This is a genomic window from Sphingobium sp. PNB, assembly GCF_019873065.1.
Classification (GTDB): domain Bacteria; phylum Pseudomonadota; class Alphaproteobacteria; order Sphingomonadales; family Sphingomonadaceae; genus Sphingobium; species Sphingobium fuliginis.
This window is the reverse complement of the sequence record NZ_JAINEZ010000009.1, coordinates 41984-59188: the sequence shown is the minus strand read 5'-3', so window position 1 is coordinate 59188 and position 17205 is coordinate 41984. Positions and strand designations below refer to the sequence as shown.

17 protein-coding genes are annotated in these 17205 nt (G+C 61.8%); 10 read left to right on the top strand and 7 right to left on the bottom strand.

Features of this window, described 5'->3' with window-relative positions; all coding sequences use genetic code 11:
* Position 1 precedes the first annotated feature (1 nt).
* The 3 genes from K7W03_RS05305 (at position 2) to K7W03_RS05295 (ending at position 6789) form a co-directional block, all read left to right on the top strand.
* Positions 2-985, top strand: coding sequence for a FecR family protein (locus tag K7W03_RS05305; protein WP_052757588.1), 984 nt, complete (start codon positions 2-4; stop codon positions 983-985).
* 228 nt (positions 986-1213) lie between these two features.
* Positions 1214-4204 (top strand): TonB-dependent receptor, encoded by a 2991-nt coding sequence (locus tag K7W03_RS05300; protein ID WP_052757587.1) that lies wholly within the window; start codon positions 1214-1216, stop codon positions 4202-4204.
* A gap of 56 nt (positions 4205-4260) precedes the next feature.
* A complete protein-coding gene (locus K7W03_RS05295; RefSeq protein WP_046766258.1) occupies positions 4261-6789 on the top strand; it encodes an alpha/beta hydrolase family protein in 2529 nt (842 codons plus the stop codon).
* Here K7W03_RS05295 and K7W03_RS05290 read toward each other — a convergent pair.
* From K7W03_RS05290 to K7W03_RS05280, 3 genes are all read right to left on the bottom strand, one after another.
* Positions 6671-8380 (bottom strand): asparagine synthase C-terminal domain-containing protein, encoded by a 1710-nt coding sequence (locus tag K7W03_RS05290; RefSeq protein WP_158230105.1) that lies wholly within the window; start codon positions 8378-8380, stop codon positions 6671-6673. The two genes, K7W03_RS05295 and K7W03_RS05290, sit on opposite strands and share 119 nt — an antisense overlap.
* A gap of 46 nt (positions 8381-8426) precedes the next feature.
* Positions 8427-9059, bottom strand: a complete 633-nt coding sequence (locus tag K7W03_RS05285; protein ID WP_046766257.1) for a lasso peptide biosynthesis B2 protein — start codon at positions 9057-9059, stop codon at positions 8427-8429.
* A gap of 506 nt (positions 9060-9565) precedes the next feature.
* Positions 9566-10189, bottom strand: a complete 624-nt coding sequence (locus tag K7W03_RS05280) for a GntR family transcriptional regulator (protein WP_061938806.1) — start codon at positions 10187-10189, stop codon at positions 9566-9568.
* Here K7W03_RS05280 and K7W03_RS05275 point away from each other — a divergent pair.
* The 4 genes from K7W03_RS05275 to K7W03_RS05260 all read left to right on the top strand — a co-directional run bounded on the left by K7W03_RS05275 (position 10182) and on the right by K7W03_RS05260 (position 11904).
* Positions 10182-10391, top strand: a complete 210-nt coding sequence (locus tag K7W03_RS05275) for a hypothetical protein (RefSeq protein ID WP_046766255.1) — start codon at positions 10182-10184, stop codon at positions 10389-10391. The genes K7W03_RS05280 and K7W03_RS05275 overlap by 8 nt on opposite strands.
* A gap of 102 nt (positions 10392-10493) precedes the next feature.
* Positions 10494-11009, top strand: coding sequence for a helix-turn-helix domain-containing protein (locus K7W03_RS05270; protein ID WP_052757586.1), 516 nt, complete (start codon positions 10494-10496; stop codon positions 11007-11009).
* 342 nt (positions 11010-11351) lie between these two features.
* Positions 11352-11645 (top strand): type II toxin-antitoxin system ParD family antitoxin, encoded by a 294-nt coding sequence (locus K7W03_RS05265; RefSeq protein ID WP_076605794.1) that lies wholly within the window; start codon positions 11352-11354, stop codon positions 11643-11645.
* The gene (locus tag K7W03_RS05260; RefSeq protein WP_076605793.1) at positions 11599-11904 is read left to right on the top strand and encodes a type II toxin-antitoxin system RelE/ParE family toxin; all 306 of its coding nucleotides are present in this window, start codon (positions 11599-11601) and stop codon (positions 11902-11904) included. Before K7W03_RS05265 ends, K7W03_RS05260 begins: the two co-directional genes overlap by 47 nt.
* 133 nt (positions 11905-12037) lie before the next feature.
* Here the strand turns inward: K7W03_RS05260 and K7W03_RS05255 are convergent, their stop codons facing one another.
* Both K7W03_RS05255 and K7W03_RS05250 read right to left on the bottom strand, forming a co-directional pair.
* Positions 12038-12937, bottom strand: a complete 900-nt coding sequence (locus tag K7W03_RS05255; protein ID WP_046766253.1) for a MucR family transcriptional regulator — start codon at positions 12935-12937, stop codon at positions 12038-12040.
* A gap of 165 nt (positions 12938-13102) precedes the next feature.
* Positions 13103-14398, bottom strand: a complete 1296-nt coding sequence (locus K7W03_RS05250; protein ID WP_061938803.1) for a hypothetical protein — start codon at positions 14396-14398, stop codon at positions 13103-13105.
* A 40-nt stretch (positions 14399-14438) separates the two neighbouring features.
* Here K7W03_RS05250 and K7W03_RS05245 point away from each other — a divergent pair, with 40 nt between their 5' ends.
* On the top strand, positions 14439-15455 hold the full coding sequence (locus tag K7W03_RS05245) for a lytic transglycosylase domain-containing protein (RefSeq protein WP_052757585.1): 1017 nt from the start codon (positions 14439-14441) through the stop codon (positions 15453-15455).
* Here the strand turns inward: K7W03_RS05245 and K7W03_RS05240 are convergent.
* The gene (locus K7W03_RS05240; protein WP_052757584.1) at positions 15436-15966 is read right to left on the bottom strand and encodes a hypothetical protein; all 531 of its coding nucleotides are present in this window, start codon (positions 15964-15966) and stop codon (positions 15436-15438) included. The genes K7W03_RS05245 and K7W03_RS05240 overlap by 20 nt on opposite strands.
* A gap of 207 nt (positions 15967-16173) precedes the next feature.
* Positions 16174-16422 carry a hypothetical protein gene (locus K7W03_RS05235; protein ID WP_139111428.1) on the bottom strand — a complete coding sequence of 83 codons (249 nt, stop codon included), beginning with the start codon at positions 16420-16422 and terminating at the stop codon, positions 16174-16176.
* A 114-nt stretch (positions 16423-16536) separates the two neighbouring features.
* Here K7W03_RS05235 and K7W03_RS05230 point away from each other — a divergent pair, with 114 nt between their 5' ends.
* Together K7W03_RS05230 and traL are read left to right on the top strand one after the other, a co-directional pair.
* Positions 16537-16857: a hypothetical protein gene (locus tag K7W03_RS05230; RefSeq protein WP_046766251.1), complete on the top strand. Its 321-nt coding sequence runs from the start codon at positions 16537-16539 to the stop codon at positions 16855-16857.
* A gap of 57 nt (positions 16858-16914) precedes the next feature.
* A complete protein-coding gene (gene traL, locus K7W03_RS05225) occupies positions 16915-17205 on the top strand; it encodes a type IV conjugative transfer system protein TraL (RefSeq protein ID WP_046766250.1) in 291 nt (96 codons plus the stop codon).

Genomic DNA, 17205 nt, shown 5'->3' with positions numbered 1-17205 from the left:
GATGACGATGGGCAGCGAAGAAGATAAAAAAATCGAGGAAGACGCAGCCTATTGGGTTGCGCGCTTCAATTCCCGCGTTGCGGACACGGCCGAACTCCAGCAATTCTTTGCCTGGAAGAAAGATCCGCGCCATGCCGCCGCCTATGAGCGACTAAATGGGCATTGGGAGAGCGCACAGAAGCTCGGGAAAGACCCGCAAATTGCTGCTCTGGTCGATGACGCAATCGAGCGAACCGCGCCTCGGTCAGGCATCCGTCGACCAATGTTGTGGGTGGCAGGCACGGTTATTGCCGGAGCTATGACCCTTGGCACATTCCTCCTCCGGCCAGTGGCGATCCATTATGAAACGGGAATTGGGGAGCAACGCCTGGTTCGCCTGGAGGACGGCACGAGGCTCCATCTCGATAGCGCAAGCGCCGTCGACATAAATTTCTCGTCAGGGCATCGACGCGTCGCCCTGATCAGCGGCCGGGCGATGTTCGATGTTGCGCATGACAAGAGCCGTCCCTTTGATGTGGATGCGGGCGTGGCGACCGTGAGAGCGCTCGGCACCCGCTTCGAGATCGATCGCCAGCAATCGGATGCCAATATCCTTCTGATCGAGGGCAAGGTGCGGGTGGATGCCGCGCAATGCCCGTCCGACAAATGCACCGATCAGTTGTTGCCGGGCGACATGATGATGGCGCGGGAAGCGGGACTTGGCGAGAAAGAGCGGGGCAATGTCGAGGCGATCACCTCCTGGACCACCGGCCGGCTCCAGTTCGAGGGCCGATCGCTCGCCGCCGCAGTCGATGAAGTCAATCGTTATTCCAAGGCGCCTATCATCCTGGAGGCGCCGGATCTCGCGGATGAGCGCGTCAACGGCGGATTTGCCGTTGGCGACCGCGATGCCTTCATCCGGGCCGTGATCGCGCTCTACCCGTTACGCGCGGAGCCGCAAACCAATGGCACTATCCGTCTTGTCCCTGACCCTGTGCGATCCTGATTTAAAAATTTCACATATCGTCCAGGGTTACCCCCGTTCCTCTACGTTACAGAATTAGGCGACAGGGGAAGGCGGGAGACCCGCTCCTCGGTCCGCCGGACCAGCAGGGGAAGGGAAACCATGACAGCCAGGAACGTCCATCGTATGGATTCGCCGAAACGGGCAAGGTCTGCACAGCGTCGCGGCCTACTCCTGTGTGCGGCCTGGGCGTTGGCGAGCGTTCCCGCGATGGCACCGGCGGCCTATGCGCAGGAGGTGCATCCGCGTTTCGACATCGCGGCGGGTTCGCTCGATCAGGCGTTGCAGCGGTACATGGTGCTGACGGGCCGCCAGATTCTGTATCGTAGCCAGTTGGTAGAGGGCCGTCGCACCAGCTCGGTCGTGGGATCGATGGATGCCGACAAGGCGCTGCACAAGCTGATCGGCGGCTATCCGATCACCGTCAGCCATCAGGGCCGCAATGTCTATGTGCTCTCGCCGCGCGGGGCGCCATCGCCGCAAGGACAGGGTCAGTCCCAGCATCGACCGGTCCCCCAGCGTCTACCCCAGGCAATCGCGCCTCGGCCGAAGCCGGTTCGCGCGCCGGACATGGCAGCAGCTGGGATTGTCGTTACCGGCACAAATATCCGCTCGGCAGCGCCGCCCTCATCGCCGGTGATCAGCATGACGGCCACCGACATCGCCCGCTCCGGCGCGGGTACGGTTGCAGAGGCGCTGGCGCTGCTGCCGCAGAATTTCGGCGGCATGGCCAATGAGGATACCAGCCTTACCGGCTCGGACCGCGTCAGCATCAACCCCGGTCTTGGGGCGAGCATCAATCTGCGCGGTTTAGGCTCAGACGCAACTTTGACCCTGGTCAATGGCCGCCGGACCGCGGGCGCGGGCGGGAAGGGCGATTTCACCGATCTCTCCAGCATTCCTGCAGTTGCGGTCGAGCGGGTCGAGGTTTTGGCTGATGGCGCGTCGGCTCTTTACGGCTCGGACGCGATCGGCGGCGTGGTCAACATCCTGTTGCGCAAGGATTTCGAAGGGGCTGAGAGTCGGCTGCGCCTCGGCACGGTGACGCGAGGCGGCAGTGAGGACATCATCGCCGGACAGGTGGTGGGTGCCCGCTGGGCGACCGGTCATATCCTTGCGGCCTATGAATACCAGCATCGCGGTCGCCTCCCTGGATCGGCGCGCAAATATACGCGCTCAGCCGACCTGCGGCAGCTCGGCGGCCATGACTACCGCCAATATTTCTCGGCTCCCGGCACCGTTGTGGTGCTAGACCCCGTGAGCCGCACCTATGTCCCTGCCTATGCCATTCCCGACGGACAGGATGGCACGGATCTTGAGCCCAGCGACTTCCTACCCGGCGCCAGTCTTTCCAGTCCGCGCGCCCATGTCGACCTGCTCTCGAAGCAGGACAGGCACAGCCTGTTCGTGAGCGGGGAACAGGAACTGACCGCCGGCCTCACCTTTTATGCCGAAGGCCGCTATTCCGATCGCAAGTTCGATGCGAAATCGCAGCCGTCGCTCACCATCATGAGCGTGACCCGCGCCAATCCCTGGTTCGTTTCGCCCACCGGCGGTTCGTCAGTGGCGATCGCCTATGATTTTGGCAGGGATATCGGCCCGATCCTCACCAGTGGCCGGGTGCGCAGCCATTCGGTGACAGCGGGCGTCCGGGCGGAACTGGGCGGCGACTGGCAGGTCGACGCCTATATGTCGCACGCCCGTCAGGTTGATCGGCAGCTGAGCGATCATCTGCTCAACAGCAGCGCGCTCAATGAAGCGCTGGGCCTCACCGCCGATAATCCGCTAACCGCCTATAGCGCGGCGCGCGACGGCTATTTCAATCCTTTCGGTGATGGCAGCAGCAACAGCGCCGCCATCATCGATTTTATCGGCAGCGGCTTCATCCGCCAGCGCTACAGCAGCGAATTGCTGAATGGCAGCATGATCGCCGACGGCACGCTTTTCGACCTACCCGGCGGGCCGCTGAAGCTCGCCTTCGGGACGCAGGCGCGCGAGGAGCATTTCTCCCGCTCGGTCCAGACCTTCGCCTCGGGCGTCACGCCGCCCGCGCCGGTGACGCCGAAGGCGAACCGGACGATCGTTGCCGTATTTGGCGAACTGGCCGTGCCGATGGTCGGCCCGGGCAATGCGCGCCCCGGTGTTGAGCGCCTCGACCTGTCGGTCGCGGTCCGCCATGAGCGCTATTCCGATTTCGGTTCGACCACCAATCCCAAGATTGGGTTGGTGTGGGAGCCGGCGCAAGGATTGCAGCTACGGGGAAGCTGGGGAACGTCGTTCCGCGCGCCTGCGCTCCCAGAGATTTTCGACCCGTTCCGCGTCTCCTACACCCAGCTCCCGACCACGGGTGGTGGCAACCTGCCGGTCCTCACCCAACGCGGCGGCAATCGCAGTCTCGAACCAGAAAAGGCCAAATCGCTGACTGTCGGCTTCAGGGTCCAGCCCAAGGCTGTGCCGGGCTTTGGCTTGGAGGCCAGCTATTTCCAGACGCGCTTCTCCAACCGGATCGGACAGCCGGTCACCGAGAATATTCTCCAGGCGCTCACCAACCCCATCTATGCGCCCTATGTAACTCTGATCGATCCCGCGCATAACGCCGCCGATCTGGCTCGCGTGCGGGAACTGCTCGCGGTGCCAGGGTCGAGCGTGCCGACGACCTTCGCCCCGGAATCCTTCCGCGCGATCCTCGACGGGCGCTATGTCAACTCCGCCCGGGTGGATGTGCGCGGGGTCGATATCCAGATGCGTCAGAGCCTCACCCTGGGTTCGAACCGGCTGAACATCTCGGTCAACAGCATGATCCTCATTGATTATAAGGATCAGCTCACGCCTGCTTCACCCATGATCGAGCGAGTAGGGACGTTGGGCAATCCCGTAGACTTCCGCCTGCGCGGCACTCTCGATTGGGCGCGAGGCGACGTCGGGGCAACGCTTTCGCTCAACCATGTTGGTCCCTACACTGACAACATCAGTGCGCCCGCGCGTCCGATCTCGTCGTGGAACGGCGTCGACCTGCAATTGCGCTATGAACCGCGAACAGCGGAGGGTTGGCGCAAGGGGCTGAGCCTGGCTGTCACCGTGCAGAATCTCTTCGATAGCGATCCGCCCTTTGTCGACCGCAATTTGGGCTTTGCCTACGACCCGGCCAATGCCGATGTGCTGGGCCGCTTCGTATCGATGCAGGTGAAAAAACGATGGTAGCGCCGCGCGGCTAGGCCGCCGCTTCGCTCAGACCCCACCAATCAGGAATCCGTGACATGCGTTTCCCATGGCTGGCGGCGCTATGCCTGGCGATGGCCGGCATCGCCGACGCACGCCCCTATGGCGTGGACGATATGCTGCGCGTCGAAAGCTACGGCCAGGCGCTCATCGATCCCGACGGCCGATGGGTGGTGATCGATCGCTATCGCCGCTATGACAGCGCCGCGAGCTACCGCTATGACGGCTTTACCCGGCGGGGGCTGGGGGTCGTGATGCGTCTCGACCTTCAGCATGGCGGGCGTCTTGAACCGCTTTTTTCGCAGGATGATGGCGCGGGCTATTGGATCGCAAGCCTGTCGCCTTCGGCCAAGCGCCTAGCGGTTTTCAGGCTGAAGGACGAGATGCTCTCGCTCGGGATCGTCGATATGGCGACGCGGGAGGTGCGCTGGCTCCTGCAGCATCCCGTGACCTCACTGTTGCATCCGGCACCAGACTGGCTGGACGATCAGCGCCTGTTGTTGGTTGCAGCGGACAGTCCGGCGCTGCCGTGGCCGTTCGCGACGGGTAGCCGCTATCAGGCCGAGGTCATCCCTCTCTGGGCGCGCACGGCACGGGGGCAGGAGCCCGGTGTCTCAGTCGTTGGCGGCACAGGCGAGGCTGCGCCGCTTCCGCAGCGTCGACTTCTCATGATCGATGTCGAAACCGGACAGACCACCCAGCTTGGCGATGGACCGATTGCGGATGTCGCCATTTCTCCTGACGGCGCCTCGATCGCGCTGCTCCGCGAGGGACCGGAGCCGGTCATCCCTTTGAACGTCCCGGTTCGGTCGAGTGACCAGAACCGGCAATATCGACTGTCGGTCCTGCGCACTAAGGGCGGATTGGAACGGGAGGCCTGCATCGGCTGCGACATCCAGCCGGGTTTCCTCGAATGGGCACCGAGGAGCGACCGGCTGATGTTCTTTGCGCGAGCGCCCGGCCAAGATTGGGCGGCAGGCGAGCTACGTCTGTTTGACGCGCGGACTGGCCGCATTCGTGCAGCTTTCGACGACGTGACCCCCTTCCTGCCGCCCGACGACAGCGGCGTGCGTTTGGTGCGCGCGGGCTGGTGGGGCGAAGTTCCACTCGTCTTTGGCCAGCGGGGCGGGAGATCGAGCCGCTGGAGTGCTCCGCGTGCCGCAGCCTCCATCAACAAAGCTCTGGAGCGGCTGCCCTGTCAGCCACCATTGCTGCAGGCGGGGAGCGCCCGACTGCTCCTCGCCTGCCCTGATGGACTATGGACGATGGACCGCACTGGAAATTCCAGGAGGATCATAAAAGGTGGGCCGATCAGCATGCCGCGATCGACGAGCGAAAGCTTCGATATCGGCATTCGCGCCAACCATCGTTCGATTACTGCCATTAGCGACGATGCCCCCATTGTCATCCCGCAGGGTGCGCAGGCGCAGCTTCGTTGGCTAGGCTGGGCCAATCGAACGACTGATCACACAACCGATCCGATCACGCGCCTGCTTTTCGGCAGCAGGCGTGCAGGTATCGCGCTTTTGATCACGCGCGATGCCTGCGGTGTCGGCCGGCTCATGGCCTCGGGGCCGGCCGGCATTCGCGAGATCGATCGGACCAACGCCCATCTGGCAGATGTCGATCTGCCTGACATGCGGCCGCTGACCAACCCCGCTACGGGCCTTACGGATTGGCTGATCCGTCCAGCAGGAAATAGGAGCAAGCCATTACCGCTCATTGTCGTGCCCTATCCTGGGATGACCTTCACCATGGATCGTCGACCGGCCGTTGCGCCCGACATGGTCGCCGCGTCAGTCAATCCATTGCTGCTCACGAGCCTTGGCTACGCCGTGCTGATGCCCAGCCTTGTCGATGCGCGGGATGGCATGGACCGAGGTGCGACCCTTGGCACGCAGGTTGAGCAGGCGGTAGATCGGGCCATTGCGACCGGCTTAATCGATAGTGAGCGGGTGGCAGTCTACGGCCATAGCTTCGGTGGTTACACCAGCCTCAAGATCGCCACCCAAAGTCATCGCTTCCGCGCCTATATCGCGAGCGCGGCACCTTCTGACCTTGCGATTCAGCATGGCGCGCTGTCGCCGGCCGACCGGGTTGCACTTGAGGAGGGGTTTCCGCTGACGGTCGGCTTTGGTTGGGCGGAGGGCGGGCAGGGGAGCATGCAGACAGGGCCGCAGGCAGCGCCAGAACGCTATCGGTTGAGCAGTCCCTATTATCAGGCCGATGCGATCAGCGATCCGGTGCTGCTTATCCACGGTGATATCGATCCGGTACTCGCCATCAATTCCGAGCGGATGTTCACGCAGTTGCACCGTCGCGGCCGCGACGTGACCTTGCTGCGCTATTGGGGCGAAGCGCATAACCTTCGCAGCCCCGGCAATATCCGCGACATGTGGCAGCACATTGCCGCTTGGCTTGGCGATCGGCTGGCGGTCGGAGGAAGCCTCAAGCCCAGCGCTGCGCCCACAATTCCATCGCCACCAGCGTTGCGAGCAGCGAATGATCACCGCGCCAGAGCAGCGCTTCACCGTTCAGCATTGGCTCCAGCGCTGCGCGGTCGATAATATTTTGCCGCACCAGATGACCCTCGCGCAGAAGCGGCCCCAGGCGGTCGAGCTGAAGAGCGATGGCCCGGCTGTAGAAGCCGGTGGCCTCACCCTTTGTACGACGCTCGCGCACCGCTGGCGGCAGCCAGTCTGCCAAGACGTCGCGCGCGCCGCCCCGGTCGCGCTCGTCGGGAACCAGCTCCCATGTCGGCACGCGAAGGCAATGCTCGACCACCGGTTGCGACAGCATGGGATGGGCGAGCCGAAGGCCAGCGGACGTCAGCGTCGGTGCGTGGAATATCTGGCAGTTGGAGAGCATGGCGATCTGCAGCCGCTTGCCTGGCGGCAGTCGCTTCGCCTCCTCCATCCAGGGATGGAGCGGCAGACCTGCTTCCAACTGGGCACGCAGCAGCGCTCCGGCCAAAGCCGGCTGGAAATTGGCGGCCGCGCGCATGGGGAGTGGGCGCAGCGATCGCCAGAGCGACGACCAGATGGATCGGTTGGTCGATGCGGCGCTCTCAGCGAGCAGGCGCCAATAGGTCGGCCCAGGCCCTTTGGCGCGCAGCCGGTCAGCCGCGATGTGGGGACCGCGTGGCTGGAACAGCACCGCGTCGCCGCCCTGGCCGCTCAATATTGTCGTTGCGCCGACAAGGTCGGCGGAGCGCACCGATGTCTGGTCGGCAATATGGTCGAGACCATAGACGAGCGGCTGCTCTGGTCGCGATCGCTCCATATGCGCCATATAGTCGATCTCGCTGGGGTGGATACCGACCTCTACCAGGGGCACGTCCCAGTGATCGGCGACCGCGCTGGCAAAGCGGCTCTCTCCGCCTCCGGTCGCGCCCGGCACGAGATTGAGCGCGTGGATCGCCGGTCGGTCTTTGCGTCGGGCGAGGCCTCCCAGAATGAGGGAAGAATCAAGGCCACCCGACAGTTCGATCGAAACCGGGCTGGAGCCATTGCCCCAACCGGCAATGCAATTCGCCAGGACGCGCGGGAGATCGGCAAGGGGCGCCGGATCCTGGCGGGCGATCGCCGTCGGAGACCAGATGCCCTGCGTGGTGATGCCGTCCTTGCCGACATGATAGATAGTTCCCGGCAGGGGGATGGTGACATCCGTCAGCGCGCTCAGGCTTCCCACCCGTTCGGGCAAGGCCGTCAGTGTTGCGAGCGCGGACCAGTCGACCACGGGTCGCACGCCTACGCTGTCGAGCAATGCGTCGGGCAGGCCGCTCGTGATCAGCGTCAGACCATCGACCTTCCAGATATAGGCGCGCAGCGCCCCCGACGGATCGCGCATCAAGCTTGTCTGTTGGCGTTCCGGGTCGTGAATGAACGCGACGTAGCGGCCCCAGCACAGCCGGGTGATCGCGGACATAGCTTCGACGGGATCGGTGGAGGTCTCCAGCGCGGCGGGCAGCGAATCCTTCGGCAGCGTTCCCGGCAACAGGGAGCCGAGTACCTGGGTTCTGCCCTCGCGCGCAGCGTGCAAGGCCCATCCCGGATTCGGAGCGCCCGCCAGCAGCAAAAAGCCGGGGTCGTCTGCCTGCACCATGAGGTCGGGGAGGCGCGAGCGCAGCGCTCCGCCAATGGTTCGAGCGCGCTCCATGGTTGAGGCACCCGGTGGCGCCAGGAGTGCGCAAAACCGCAGGGGATCAGAAGCGGGCAATGGGGTCGTACCAGCGGACATGATCGGCCCAGTCATTGAGAACACGCCCCTGCCATTCGACCCAGCAATGGGCTTCGAAGGGATAGGTGCGAACGCCAAAAATCCATTCTGCCGCTACGCCGCGCTTGCGCAGCAGGCGGAGCAGGAGCCAGGACTGAACAAAACAGCGACCACTGCGCGGCAGCAGAATCCGCAACTGCCTGAAACGCTGAACGAGACGTATGACCCCTGCATCATCCAGCCTCACTTTCGCAGCGGTACGGATCGGGCGGCGCAGCAGCGCCTTGCGGCGAAGCCCATAGTGGACGAGGCCCAGGATCACAGCGGGAATGAGGGTCAGGCTGGCAAGGGCGTTGCCGCGCGGCGGCATGCCATCGACCGGCCATGTCGGATCGAGTATGGTCGGGACATGGTTGTCCACTGCGCGGAGCAGCCCTGCATCGATCACTTCACGGATGACGGGATTGCCGGGATCATGGTCATCACCGCGAAGGGCGAGAATGACATCCTCGCCATCAGCGCCCTGCAGACACAGATAGCTGTCGTCGGAAAGGTCGAGGAGGATGAGGTCTTTGCCGACATCGGCGGCACGAACATGGGGTGCAGTGGTGAGTGGCATGGAAAGCAGCCCAGGAAAATGGGGAGCGGCGTCAGATTTGGAGCCGCTCCCGTTGAAGGTCAGGGCCAGCAGAGGACAGGCATGAAGTCTTCGCTCTCGCCCATCTGCGTGATCGCACGGGTATCGCGCGAAACGCTGCCTAGGCGCCGAAGGCGCAGGGTCAGTGGCTTGGTCATTACAAACCTCCTTGGGGGTATGAAGGTCATCGTCCCGGCGGTGAGCCGCGAAGGTCACAGTGCGCCGAGCTATTTCATGAAAGGGAGGAGCGGCCTCCACAAAAGAAGGCCGCTCCCGGTGGGGTCAGGCGTAGGACAGGACGGGCAGAAATTCTTCCTGTTCGCCGGTCTGAACGATCGCCTTGGTGTCGCGGGAGACGCTGCCGAGGCGCCGCAAGCGAATGGTCTTCACTTTGGTCATCACGAACCTCCTTCATTGGATTTGCCGAACATCGGCATGTTCATGAGGCGCCCCGGCCCGAAGCTATTCAAATGATATTGAGACTATTTTCATTGTGTAGCCGATCGTGCGAGGGAATCGTGTCGCCGCGCGATTTCAAGGGCGGCTTTGCGACGGCGGCTGTAATAGGCGTTGGTAAAGCGCTGGAGGAGTCGCCGATCGCCCGCGGCAATAAGGGCGAGAAACTCAGCGGACTCAGCTGTCGGGTTGAACATTGTCGCTTCGGCGGGTTGCACGGGCGCCAGCCTTGCATCGAGATTGGCGGCGATCAGGCAGAGCAGTGAATTCGCGGTCTGGCCAGCGAGCGTCACCAATATGGTCCCGCTGTCGAACAGTGTTTCCTCAGCGCCATTGCCCGCGACGTTAGCGGACAGAACGACCGGTTCACTCAGCAGCGAAACCGCCGTGCTCTGCGCGACAGTGTAGAGCTCGCTCAACTCCACCGGGCCAAGCCGGGGTACGAAATAGCCAAGGCCGCGCCGCTCATCGAGCAGGCCTTCGCCCGCGAGGCGGGCCATGGCTTCACGAACCGGCGTTGGGCTGAATTTGCAGCTTTCTGCGCACCTGGCGACCGAGACATGTTGGCCTTCGGGCCAATAGCGCTCGCGTAGTGCCTGACGGATGGCTTTATAGGCTTGTAGATACGCCCTGTCTTCTGAGGTGCCCATGAACATTCTGCGTCCCTTCCAATTCGGAATCATGGAAGTTGCGGTCATGCAAGCCGCTGGCGAGGACAATTTGATCCATATGGGGTTAAATGGAGCACGTTTCGGATATTGGGGTCAAAGCCCGCAGTTGTCTGCCGATTTCCCGCAGCTATTTGCGCATATCACGCCAAAAAATGGCGCGGATTCGGCATTTAGCCGATCCATTTAAAATCAACGGTTTATTTGTGCCTGATTTTCTGGTTTTCTTGTGCAACTGGCGTTGCTCCCTGTCAGCGCCGGGCCAGCCGGAATGCATGGGAAAGATGTGGAGATGAGGGAAAAATCGACCGAAGAGACGCTCGACGTGGAGCTGATCGCGAAGGCCATGCGCATGATCCGCACGGAGCGCCGTCTGAAGCCATCCGAGGTCGCGAAGGTCATGGGTCTCCCTGTGCGGTCCTACGAGCATCTGGAATCTGGCAAGGGGCGGATAAGCTATGAGCGGGTCTGCCGATTTGCCGAGGCAACGAATAGCGATGCCGATGCACTGTGGTCGGTTCTCCAGATCGGGTCGCCGGAGTTTGCTCTGCTCTGCGCTGACAATAAAGGGATGAGTATCGTCATTTCTTTCATGCGCGAACTCCATGAAAAACTCGGCGAGGATATGATATTCCTGGAACCCGGCGCCATGATTGGCGGCATGTCTAGGCTCGTCAATGAATGGGTCGCGCACGTCCGCCAGCGCGACACTTATGCCGAGAAATGGTTGGAGCTGCAGAAAGGCAAATCGCGTAAGTCCGCCGCTTTGCCGGCTGGGTTGAGAAAGGGGCGGCTTGCCGAAACCTGAGCGAGCCATCATGTTCGGTGCATCTTTTCGTCGGAATAACATTTCAAACCAAAAGGGCTTTTTTGTGAAAGTTTAGGTCTCCGCATTGGGCTAACAGCGATAGCTGCCTGCACTTTGGCGCAGTGGATCGCGACGGTTCGGGATCCGCATAGATAGAGCCAACGTGATCCCGACCACCGTCCTCAGAGTCGACGGCCGTCGACCCGAATGCCAGTTCGAACCGCGCCTTTCGAATCTGTCTGCCCTCCAATCACTTGTAGTGGTGCGGCAGGCCGCTATGTCAAAAATTGCGCATCTTATGTTATCATGCTATGCCGCTGAGGGACATGAATGGAGGGTCGGGTGAACGTTTCTGTTGGCGAACGCTGGGAAGGCTTTGTGGAAACCGTGGTTAAATCCGGCCGTTACGGTTCGGCAAGTGAGGTTGTGCGCGAAGGCCTTCGCCTGGTCGAGGAACGGGAGGTCAAGCTAATATCGCTGCGAGACACGCTGAACGCTTCGATCGCCGCGCGTGGCGAACATGACGCTGACGATGTGCGGAGTCATCTGACGCGTGTGTCGGAAGAATTGAACCGCAGCAAAAAACTGAGTGCGTCGCCTCGTCTATCTGACGTCAGCCAGAAACGATCTGGCTGACGTCCTGCGTCGTATCGCGGCTGAAAGCGGGGATCTGGCGGTCGCTCAAGCCTTTGTCGAAAAACTCGTGGCCCGATGCGACAATCTTGCCGATCTGCCCGGTACGCTTGGAACCCATCGCCCTGAATTGCGGTCCGACATCCGGTCTCTTCCGCATCAGGGGTATGTCATTTTCTTTCGTTACGGCGAGGAGCGTGTGGAAATCGTGAATGTTCTCAATGGTCGCCTGGACATCGAGCGTTACTTCGAAGGCCACTAAAGATGAGAATTATGCTGGGCGTAAACGCCGGAGATTTTTGCGGCTGTCCGACATCGATTGACTGCTGATGAAAGAACAGCCCCGACAATGCGGGGCTGCCTTCAAAATTGCAGGTCTATTTGGCGTCCGGCGATCAGCCGTTGGCCGGGGGCACCTCCGCCTTGGCCTTCGCATCCCCATTCAACGCCGGGGCGGCTGTCTTGGCGGCCTTTTTCGGGGCATCCGCAGGTTTGGCCGCCTTAGGCGCAGCAGCCGGCTTGGCCTTGGGCGCGGCTTTCGCCTTGGGAGCGGCAACAGTCTTCACTTCCGGCTTGGCGGCAGCTTCAGTCTTTGCAGCGGGCTTTTCATCCTTGGGTGCGGCGATCGACAGGCGCTTGCGCGCATCAGCCTTTGCCGGTGGGGCCTTGGCCTCTGCGGCAGGCGCTGATTTCACCGGGGTGGAACTCTTCGGCGCGGCCGTTGCCGCGGCCGAAAGAGCAGCAGGCTTCGCCTTGGCATCACCATTCACGGCCTTCTTGGCGGGAGCGGGCTTGGGCGCTGCCTTGACCGGGGCTTTCGACTTTGCCGGAGCGGGTGCGCTCGGGGCGGCAGCGGCCGGCTTCACTTCGGCGGCGGGGGCAGCCGGAGTAACGGACTTGCGGCCAAGGCCGATCTTCGAGGCAACGGCGCGGCGCGCGTCCGAGTAGCTGCTGGCGACCAGCGGATAGCTTTTGGCCAGATTATAGCGGGCGCGATATTCCTCCGGGGTGAGGCCATGCGAGGCGAGGTGGCGCTTCAAAGTCTTATACGGCTTGCCGTCAATCAGGCTCAGAATGTGATCGGGCGAAGACAGGCTCTTACGTACCGAGACAGCCGGCGTGTAAGTCGGCGCTTCGGATTCTGCCGGGGCCGGATTGAGTTCATTGACGAGCGCGGCGCGCGTCGACTGGATCAGGCCGGCAAGGTCGGCACTCGGTACCGTATTGTTGGAGACGAATGCGCTCACCAACTGAACAGTGAGGGTAGTGATATCGGAAGAATTGTTGTCGGCCATGCTCGCGGACCCGTCTTCGAGGGATGTTCTGCGCCTCATGCGCGCAATCCAGAAAAATGTAAATCTCCAATTGCATCGATCAAGACGAGATGAGTGAACGACTTGGCGTCTGCCATGGTTCCAGTTGCGTCTGTCCTGTAAAAAATATGGTGAATCAGATTAAAGTCATGACAGGATCATGTCGATCAACATTGGCCCTATTCGTCGGCGCTCCGCGTCCTTCGGTGTGACTGGCAAGACAGGCGCGATCTGTTGCATGCGTGGCAAGGTGACGGCCTTCGCCGCGAGGTAGACATCGTCGTGAAAACCCATCGCCTCGATGATCAATTGCCGTACTTCGCCGGACTCCCGCGAACGAGCCTCGATCATGAAATCGGGCCTGCATGGTCCGAAGTCGGTTAGTCGATCGAAGACCGGCTTTTCGATCGAGAGATCAATATTCATGCGATTGAGATGCTGCTGGGCTTCCAAAAGCTGTCGCAGGACCAGTCGTTCGAACTCGCTATCTACTGGAACAAAGCGGCGTCCTGAGTAGATGGGCTGTGCATAGGCGCGCAGTGGCGCGAAGCCGCGGGACTCTGGATATTGCCCGATAACGACCAGGGCGAGATAGGGGCCTTTGATGACATTGGTCCGCACCGATGGCGACTGCACGCGATTGGCAATCAGCACCGGATCGCAGCCGGGCACATCGATACTGCTGCCTTGGAAGGCAGGGGCGAACAGGGTGAGGAAAGCCTGGGGCGCATGGCCGTGCGGCCATCGCTCGGAGAGCCTGCGCAGCGAGGCATAGACCTGTTTGCTGTGAAGCGGCCCGGCATGGGTCCAGAACGCGCTCGCCAGTTCCATGCCAGGCGCGATCTCGATCTTGGCGGCGGCCTGTCCCAAGGCTTTGAACTCGTCCCCGATCGACATGGGACGGTGTTGGTGACTGATAGGCTGGCAATGGTTGAGGCCCGCAGCGTCGATCAGTCGCCAGAGTAAGCGCGCGAGACGGGGGATCGACGCGTTTCGCGTACGGTCATCGGTCAAATCCTCTTCCGGCTTTTGGGCGAGATTTTGAGGGGCGGGGCGCAAGACCTCGAAAAAGCCTGCGGGCGGATCAGCCGGGTTGAGAGGGCTTCGCACCTCGGTAATGCGGTTCGTCGCCTGGTCGCGGAAGAAGGGGCAGTCGGTCCGATGTTCGGGCCGCTTCGCACTGGTGAGCCGCCGCAGATAATAGGTTTCCGCTTCGCTCAAATAGGCCGGCGTCAGGATGGGCGGCGGCTGACCCTCCTCCAGGCAATCACAGGCAATCCACTTCTCGCCAATGCGCGCCTGCTGGACGAGGAGAATGCCCGCCTCCTCATCATGATGATCACCCACGCCTTCATACCAGCGGACGAGCGCCATGCGGACAGGGGGAGGGAGGGCTATGCGCCGTGTCTGGAGGCCGTCGCTATTGCGATCAATTAACCACATGAGGGCCTCGCCGAGCGGCACCGAGGGGAGGGGTGTCCGGATGCTCCGAATTGACAGCCGCCATGGCGCTGATCTCCACTTGGGCTTCAACAGTCAGGAGGATGGTATGCACAAGGCGTTGCTGTTTGCTGGAATGATGCTCGTGGGGACCGATGCCGCAGATGCTGCGCCTCCCAGGAATGTGCGGATCGTGCAGATGATCACGATGGGCGGAAGTCCATCTGTAGATGGGGAAAACGGACCGAATGCGATGACCGGCGCAGTCGTCGAACGCCTTGGTGAAGGGCACGTCGCGCTTGCAGGTGGCCCTCATCGTCGATCGGTCGAAATCGAGATGGCGAACAGTTTTGCGGAGCGGGGGCCGGTGCCCATTGATAGCTGGAACGACCTTGGTCGCGGCGGCCCGGCGAACACCGAAACGCCCACGGGTGCCCTGACAATCCCGTCGTGGATGACCCGCTCGCCGCTCTATCCTTCGGCGGCGGCGCGCTGGGTACCGGCTTGCCTGCCCATTGCCTACCGCCCGACAGGGTTTCTCAAGGCGGACGCGGAGAACCGGCGGCAGGGCTATTATGGCCTGATGAGCCAGGTTGCCTGCGAATTCGGCATCCCGGTCGGCCTGTTCGACGCGATGATCATCCAGGAGAGTCGTTATCGCCATCATATTTTCTCGTCCAAAAATGCCTATGGATTGACCCAGCTCATGCCCGACACAGCAGCGGAATTGGGGGTCGATCGCTACGCGGCTGACCAGAATTTGCGCGGTGGTGCGCGCTATCTGCGCCGACAGCTCGATCGTTTCGGTCAGGTCCATCTGGCGCTTGCCGCCTATAATGCCGGGCCTGGCCGGGTTCGCAACGCGACGATCCCGCGCATCCGAGAAACCCGGCTCTATGTCGACGCCATATTGCACAATTGGTCGCTGCTGAGCGGTGTCGCGGTACCGAACCGGCGCATGGAAACGCTGCCGATGCCCGGCGATGGGTGGGACCAAGGCCCATACCGCATCGTGCGAGTTTCGACATTTCAGGAACGGATCAGAAGCGCAGATCGGTGAGCGCATTGCGCCGTTCAACGACGCGGGTGATCTCATGCGCCATGCGCTTGGCAACCGCGTTGGAGAAGGGCTCCGACCATCCACGGCGCAGCTCCGTGCCGTCAGCGCCTTCGATCTGCGCCAGAGCGTCGAGCAGCTTGCGGGGGAGATCGAGATAGAATTCCGCGAGCAGGGGCAAGAGCCGGTTCAGCCGGCTATCGCCATATAATCCGATATGGATGAGTGCTTCGCCCCTGAGCCAGGCCTGCAGGATATGGATGTCGAGCGCGTCGAGCAGCATTGCAAGCTCGGGCACGGTGATCGGCGGCCGCTTGGCCACATTGCGGTGCAGAACAGCGCCCAGGCGACTTTTGCCGATGCCTGTCGCGCCGGAAAGATCGCGGACACTCAGGCGCTTGTGCGCCATATCTTCGAGGATAACGGCAAGAAAGCCCGCCTGCACATCCGCGCGCCTGTCATTGGACCTGGAACTGGATTGATTGGGGTCATCACCGTCAGATTGCCATACCATGTCTTTCTCCCTGTTGGTCGCTCGTTACTTTTCCCCCGGATTTGCGCATAGTTGGGCTAAGAAATGGGCTGCCCGACCCATCGTTCTTGGCCCAAACGGAAAGCTGCTGGCCCTTGAATTCAAGGGACCAACTGACTTGCCGCAGTGCAAGATGCGGCCCGGCGAATTCGATATTCAATCAATTTTCATGCGATTGCGGGAACCGAGTCAAAGGAGCGAGCCCGAGCATCCTGTTTTGCCGCCGGAGCAAGTGAAGTTCTGGTCGGTTTCGATATCATGACGCCCTGAGATGGATGATATCTTCAAATCGGCAAATCCGTGAAGACTGTCCGAATCAGCTTCAATGCAATATTCAACTGTCCGCAATCGCGGGCAGAAATCCGCGAGATCGGACAGTTGCCCGCGAGCGCGGACAGTTTCGCGCAATTTTCTGTCGAGGCTCACGGGATTGTCCATTTATTTTCTGATTTGAGGACTTTTTCGCCGCTTCCTTCTTGGTGAAGAGCCGGAACGCACCCAGCCTTTCTCTGGAGCACGGATCAGCCGCGCTCGGAACATAAGGAACATCTCATGCAGTCTGTTCTGAAACAGGCCGGGCGCTTGGAGATGGCGGTGCTCGCGCTCGCTTTTCTCGGCTTTGCCCTGCTGCTGATGGTTGGCCCCGCCTTTGCCGGCGCCGACACGACCTTCGATACGGCGGAAAACACCTTCACCGGGTTTCTCGAAGGCTCGGGCGGTCGGATCATCACCATCCTCTCGCTGGTCGGCGGGGTCGTGGGTCTCGCATCGGGCCGTTTCTCGCTGGGACAGATCGCCATCCCCGTGGGCGTCGGCGTGGGCGCGGGCACCGGCGTTCCCATCGTCACCTCCACCGTCACCGCGACGATCTGAAGCTTCAAGTGGTCCATAGTGGCTTTCAGCCACGCCGGACCGACAAGAGGGTGGTGTATGGCACAGGACAAATATGTGATCCCGGCTCATCTGGATGATCCTGAATTGATAGGGCTCTGGACGCTGGATGAGTTCCTCGCGCTGATCATACCGTTCACGTGGGGTATCCTGACCCAGCATATCTTCATTGGCGTAGCGCTTGCGGGCGCGGGTTGGTGGGGACTTAAAAAGGCAAAGGCTGGCCGGGCGGGATCATGGCTTTTGCACCTGGCCTATTGGCATCTTCCGGCCGGTTTTACGGGCCTGAGAGCCACACCACCTTCCTATCTCCGGCTGATGGCAGGCTGA

Coding starts and splice junctions, on each gene's coding strand:
- K7W03_RS05270 (WP_052757586.1), top strand. CDS start 10,494: ATGAGGGAAAAATCGACCGAAGAGACGCTCGACGTGGAGCTGATCGCG.
- K7W03_RS05230 (WP_046766251.1), top strand. CDS start 16,537: ATGCAGTCTGTTCTGAAACAGGCCGGGCGCTTGGAGATGGCGGTGCTC.
- traL (WP_046766250.1), top strand. CDS start 16,915: ATGGCACAGGACAAATATGTGATCCCGGCTCATCTGGATGATCCTGAA.
- K7W03_RS05305 (WP_052757588.1), top strand. CDS start 2: ATGACGATGGGCAGCGAAGAAGATAAAAAAATCGAGGAAGACGCAGCC.
- K7W03_RS05300 (WP_052757587.1), top strand. CDS start 1,214: ATGGCACCGGCGGCCTATGCGCAGGAGGTGCATCCGCGTTTCGACATC.
- K7W03_RS05255 (WP_046766253.1), bottom strand. CDS start 12,937: ATGGCCGACAACAATTCTTCCGATATCACTACCCTCACTGTTCAGTTG.
- K7W03_RS05280 (WP_061938806.1), bottom strand. CDS start 10,189: ATGTTCATGGGCACCTCAGAAGACAGGGCGTATCTACAAGCCTATAAA.
- K7W03_RS05240 (WP_052757584.1), bottom strand. CDS start 15,966: ATGGTATGGCAATCTGACGGTGATGACCCCAATCAATCCAGTTCCAGG.
- K7W03_RS05295 (WP_046766258.1), top strand. CDS start 4,261: ATGCGTTTCCCATGGCTGGCGGCGCTATGCCTGGCGATGGCCGGCATC.
- K7W03_RS05290 (WP_158230105.1), bottom strand. CDS start 8,380: ATGGAGCGCGCTCGAACCATTGGCGGAGCGCTGCGCTCGCGCCTCCCC.
- K7W03_RS05285 (WP_046766257.1), bottom strand. CDS start 9,059: ATGCCACTCACCACTGCACCCCATGTTCGTGCCGCCGATGTCGGCAAA.
- K7W03_RS05235 (WP_139111428.1), bottom strand. CDS start 16,422: ATGGACAATCCCGTGAGCCTCGACAGAAAATTGCGCGAAACTGTCCGC.
- K7W03_RS05250 (WP_061938803.1), bottom strand. CDS start 14,398: ATGTGGTTAATTGATCGCAATAGCGACGGCCTCCAGACACGGCGCATA.
- K7W03_RS05275 (WP_046766255.1), top strand. CDS start 10,182: ATGAACATTCTGCGTCCCTTCCAATTCGGAATCATGGAAGTTGCGGTC.
- K7W03_RS05245 (WP_052757585.1), top strand. CDS start 14,439: ATGCTCCGAATTGACAGCCGCCATGGCGCTGATCTCCACTTGGGCTTC.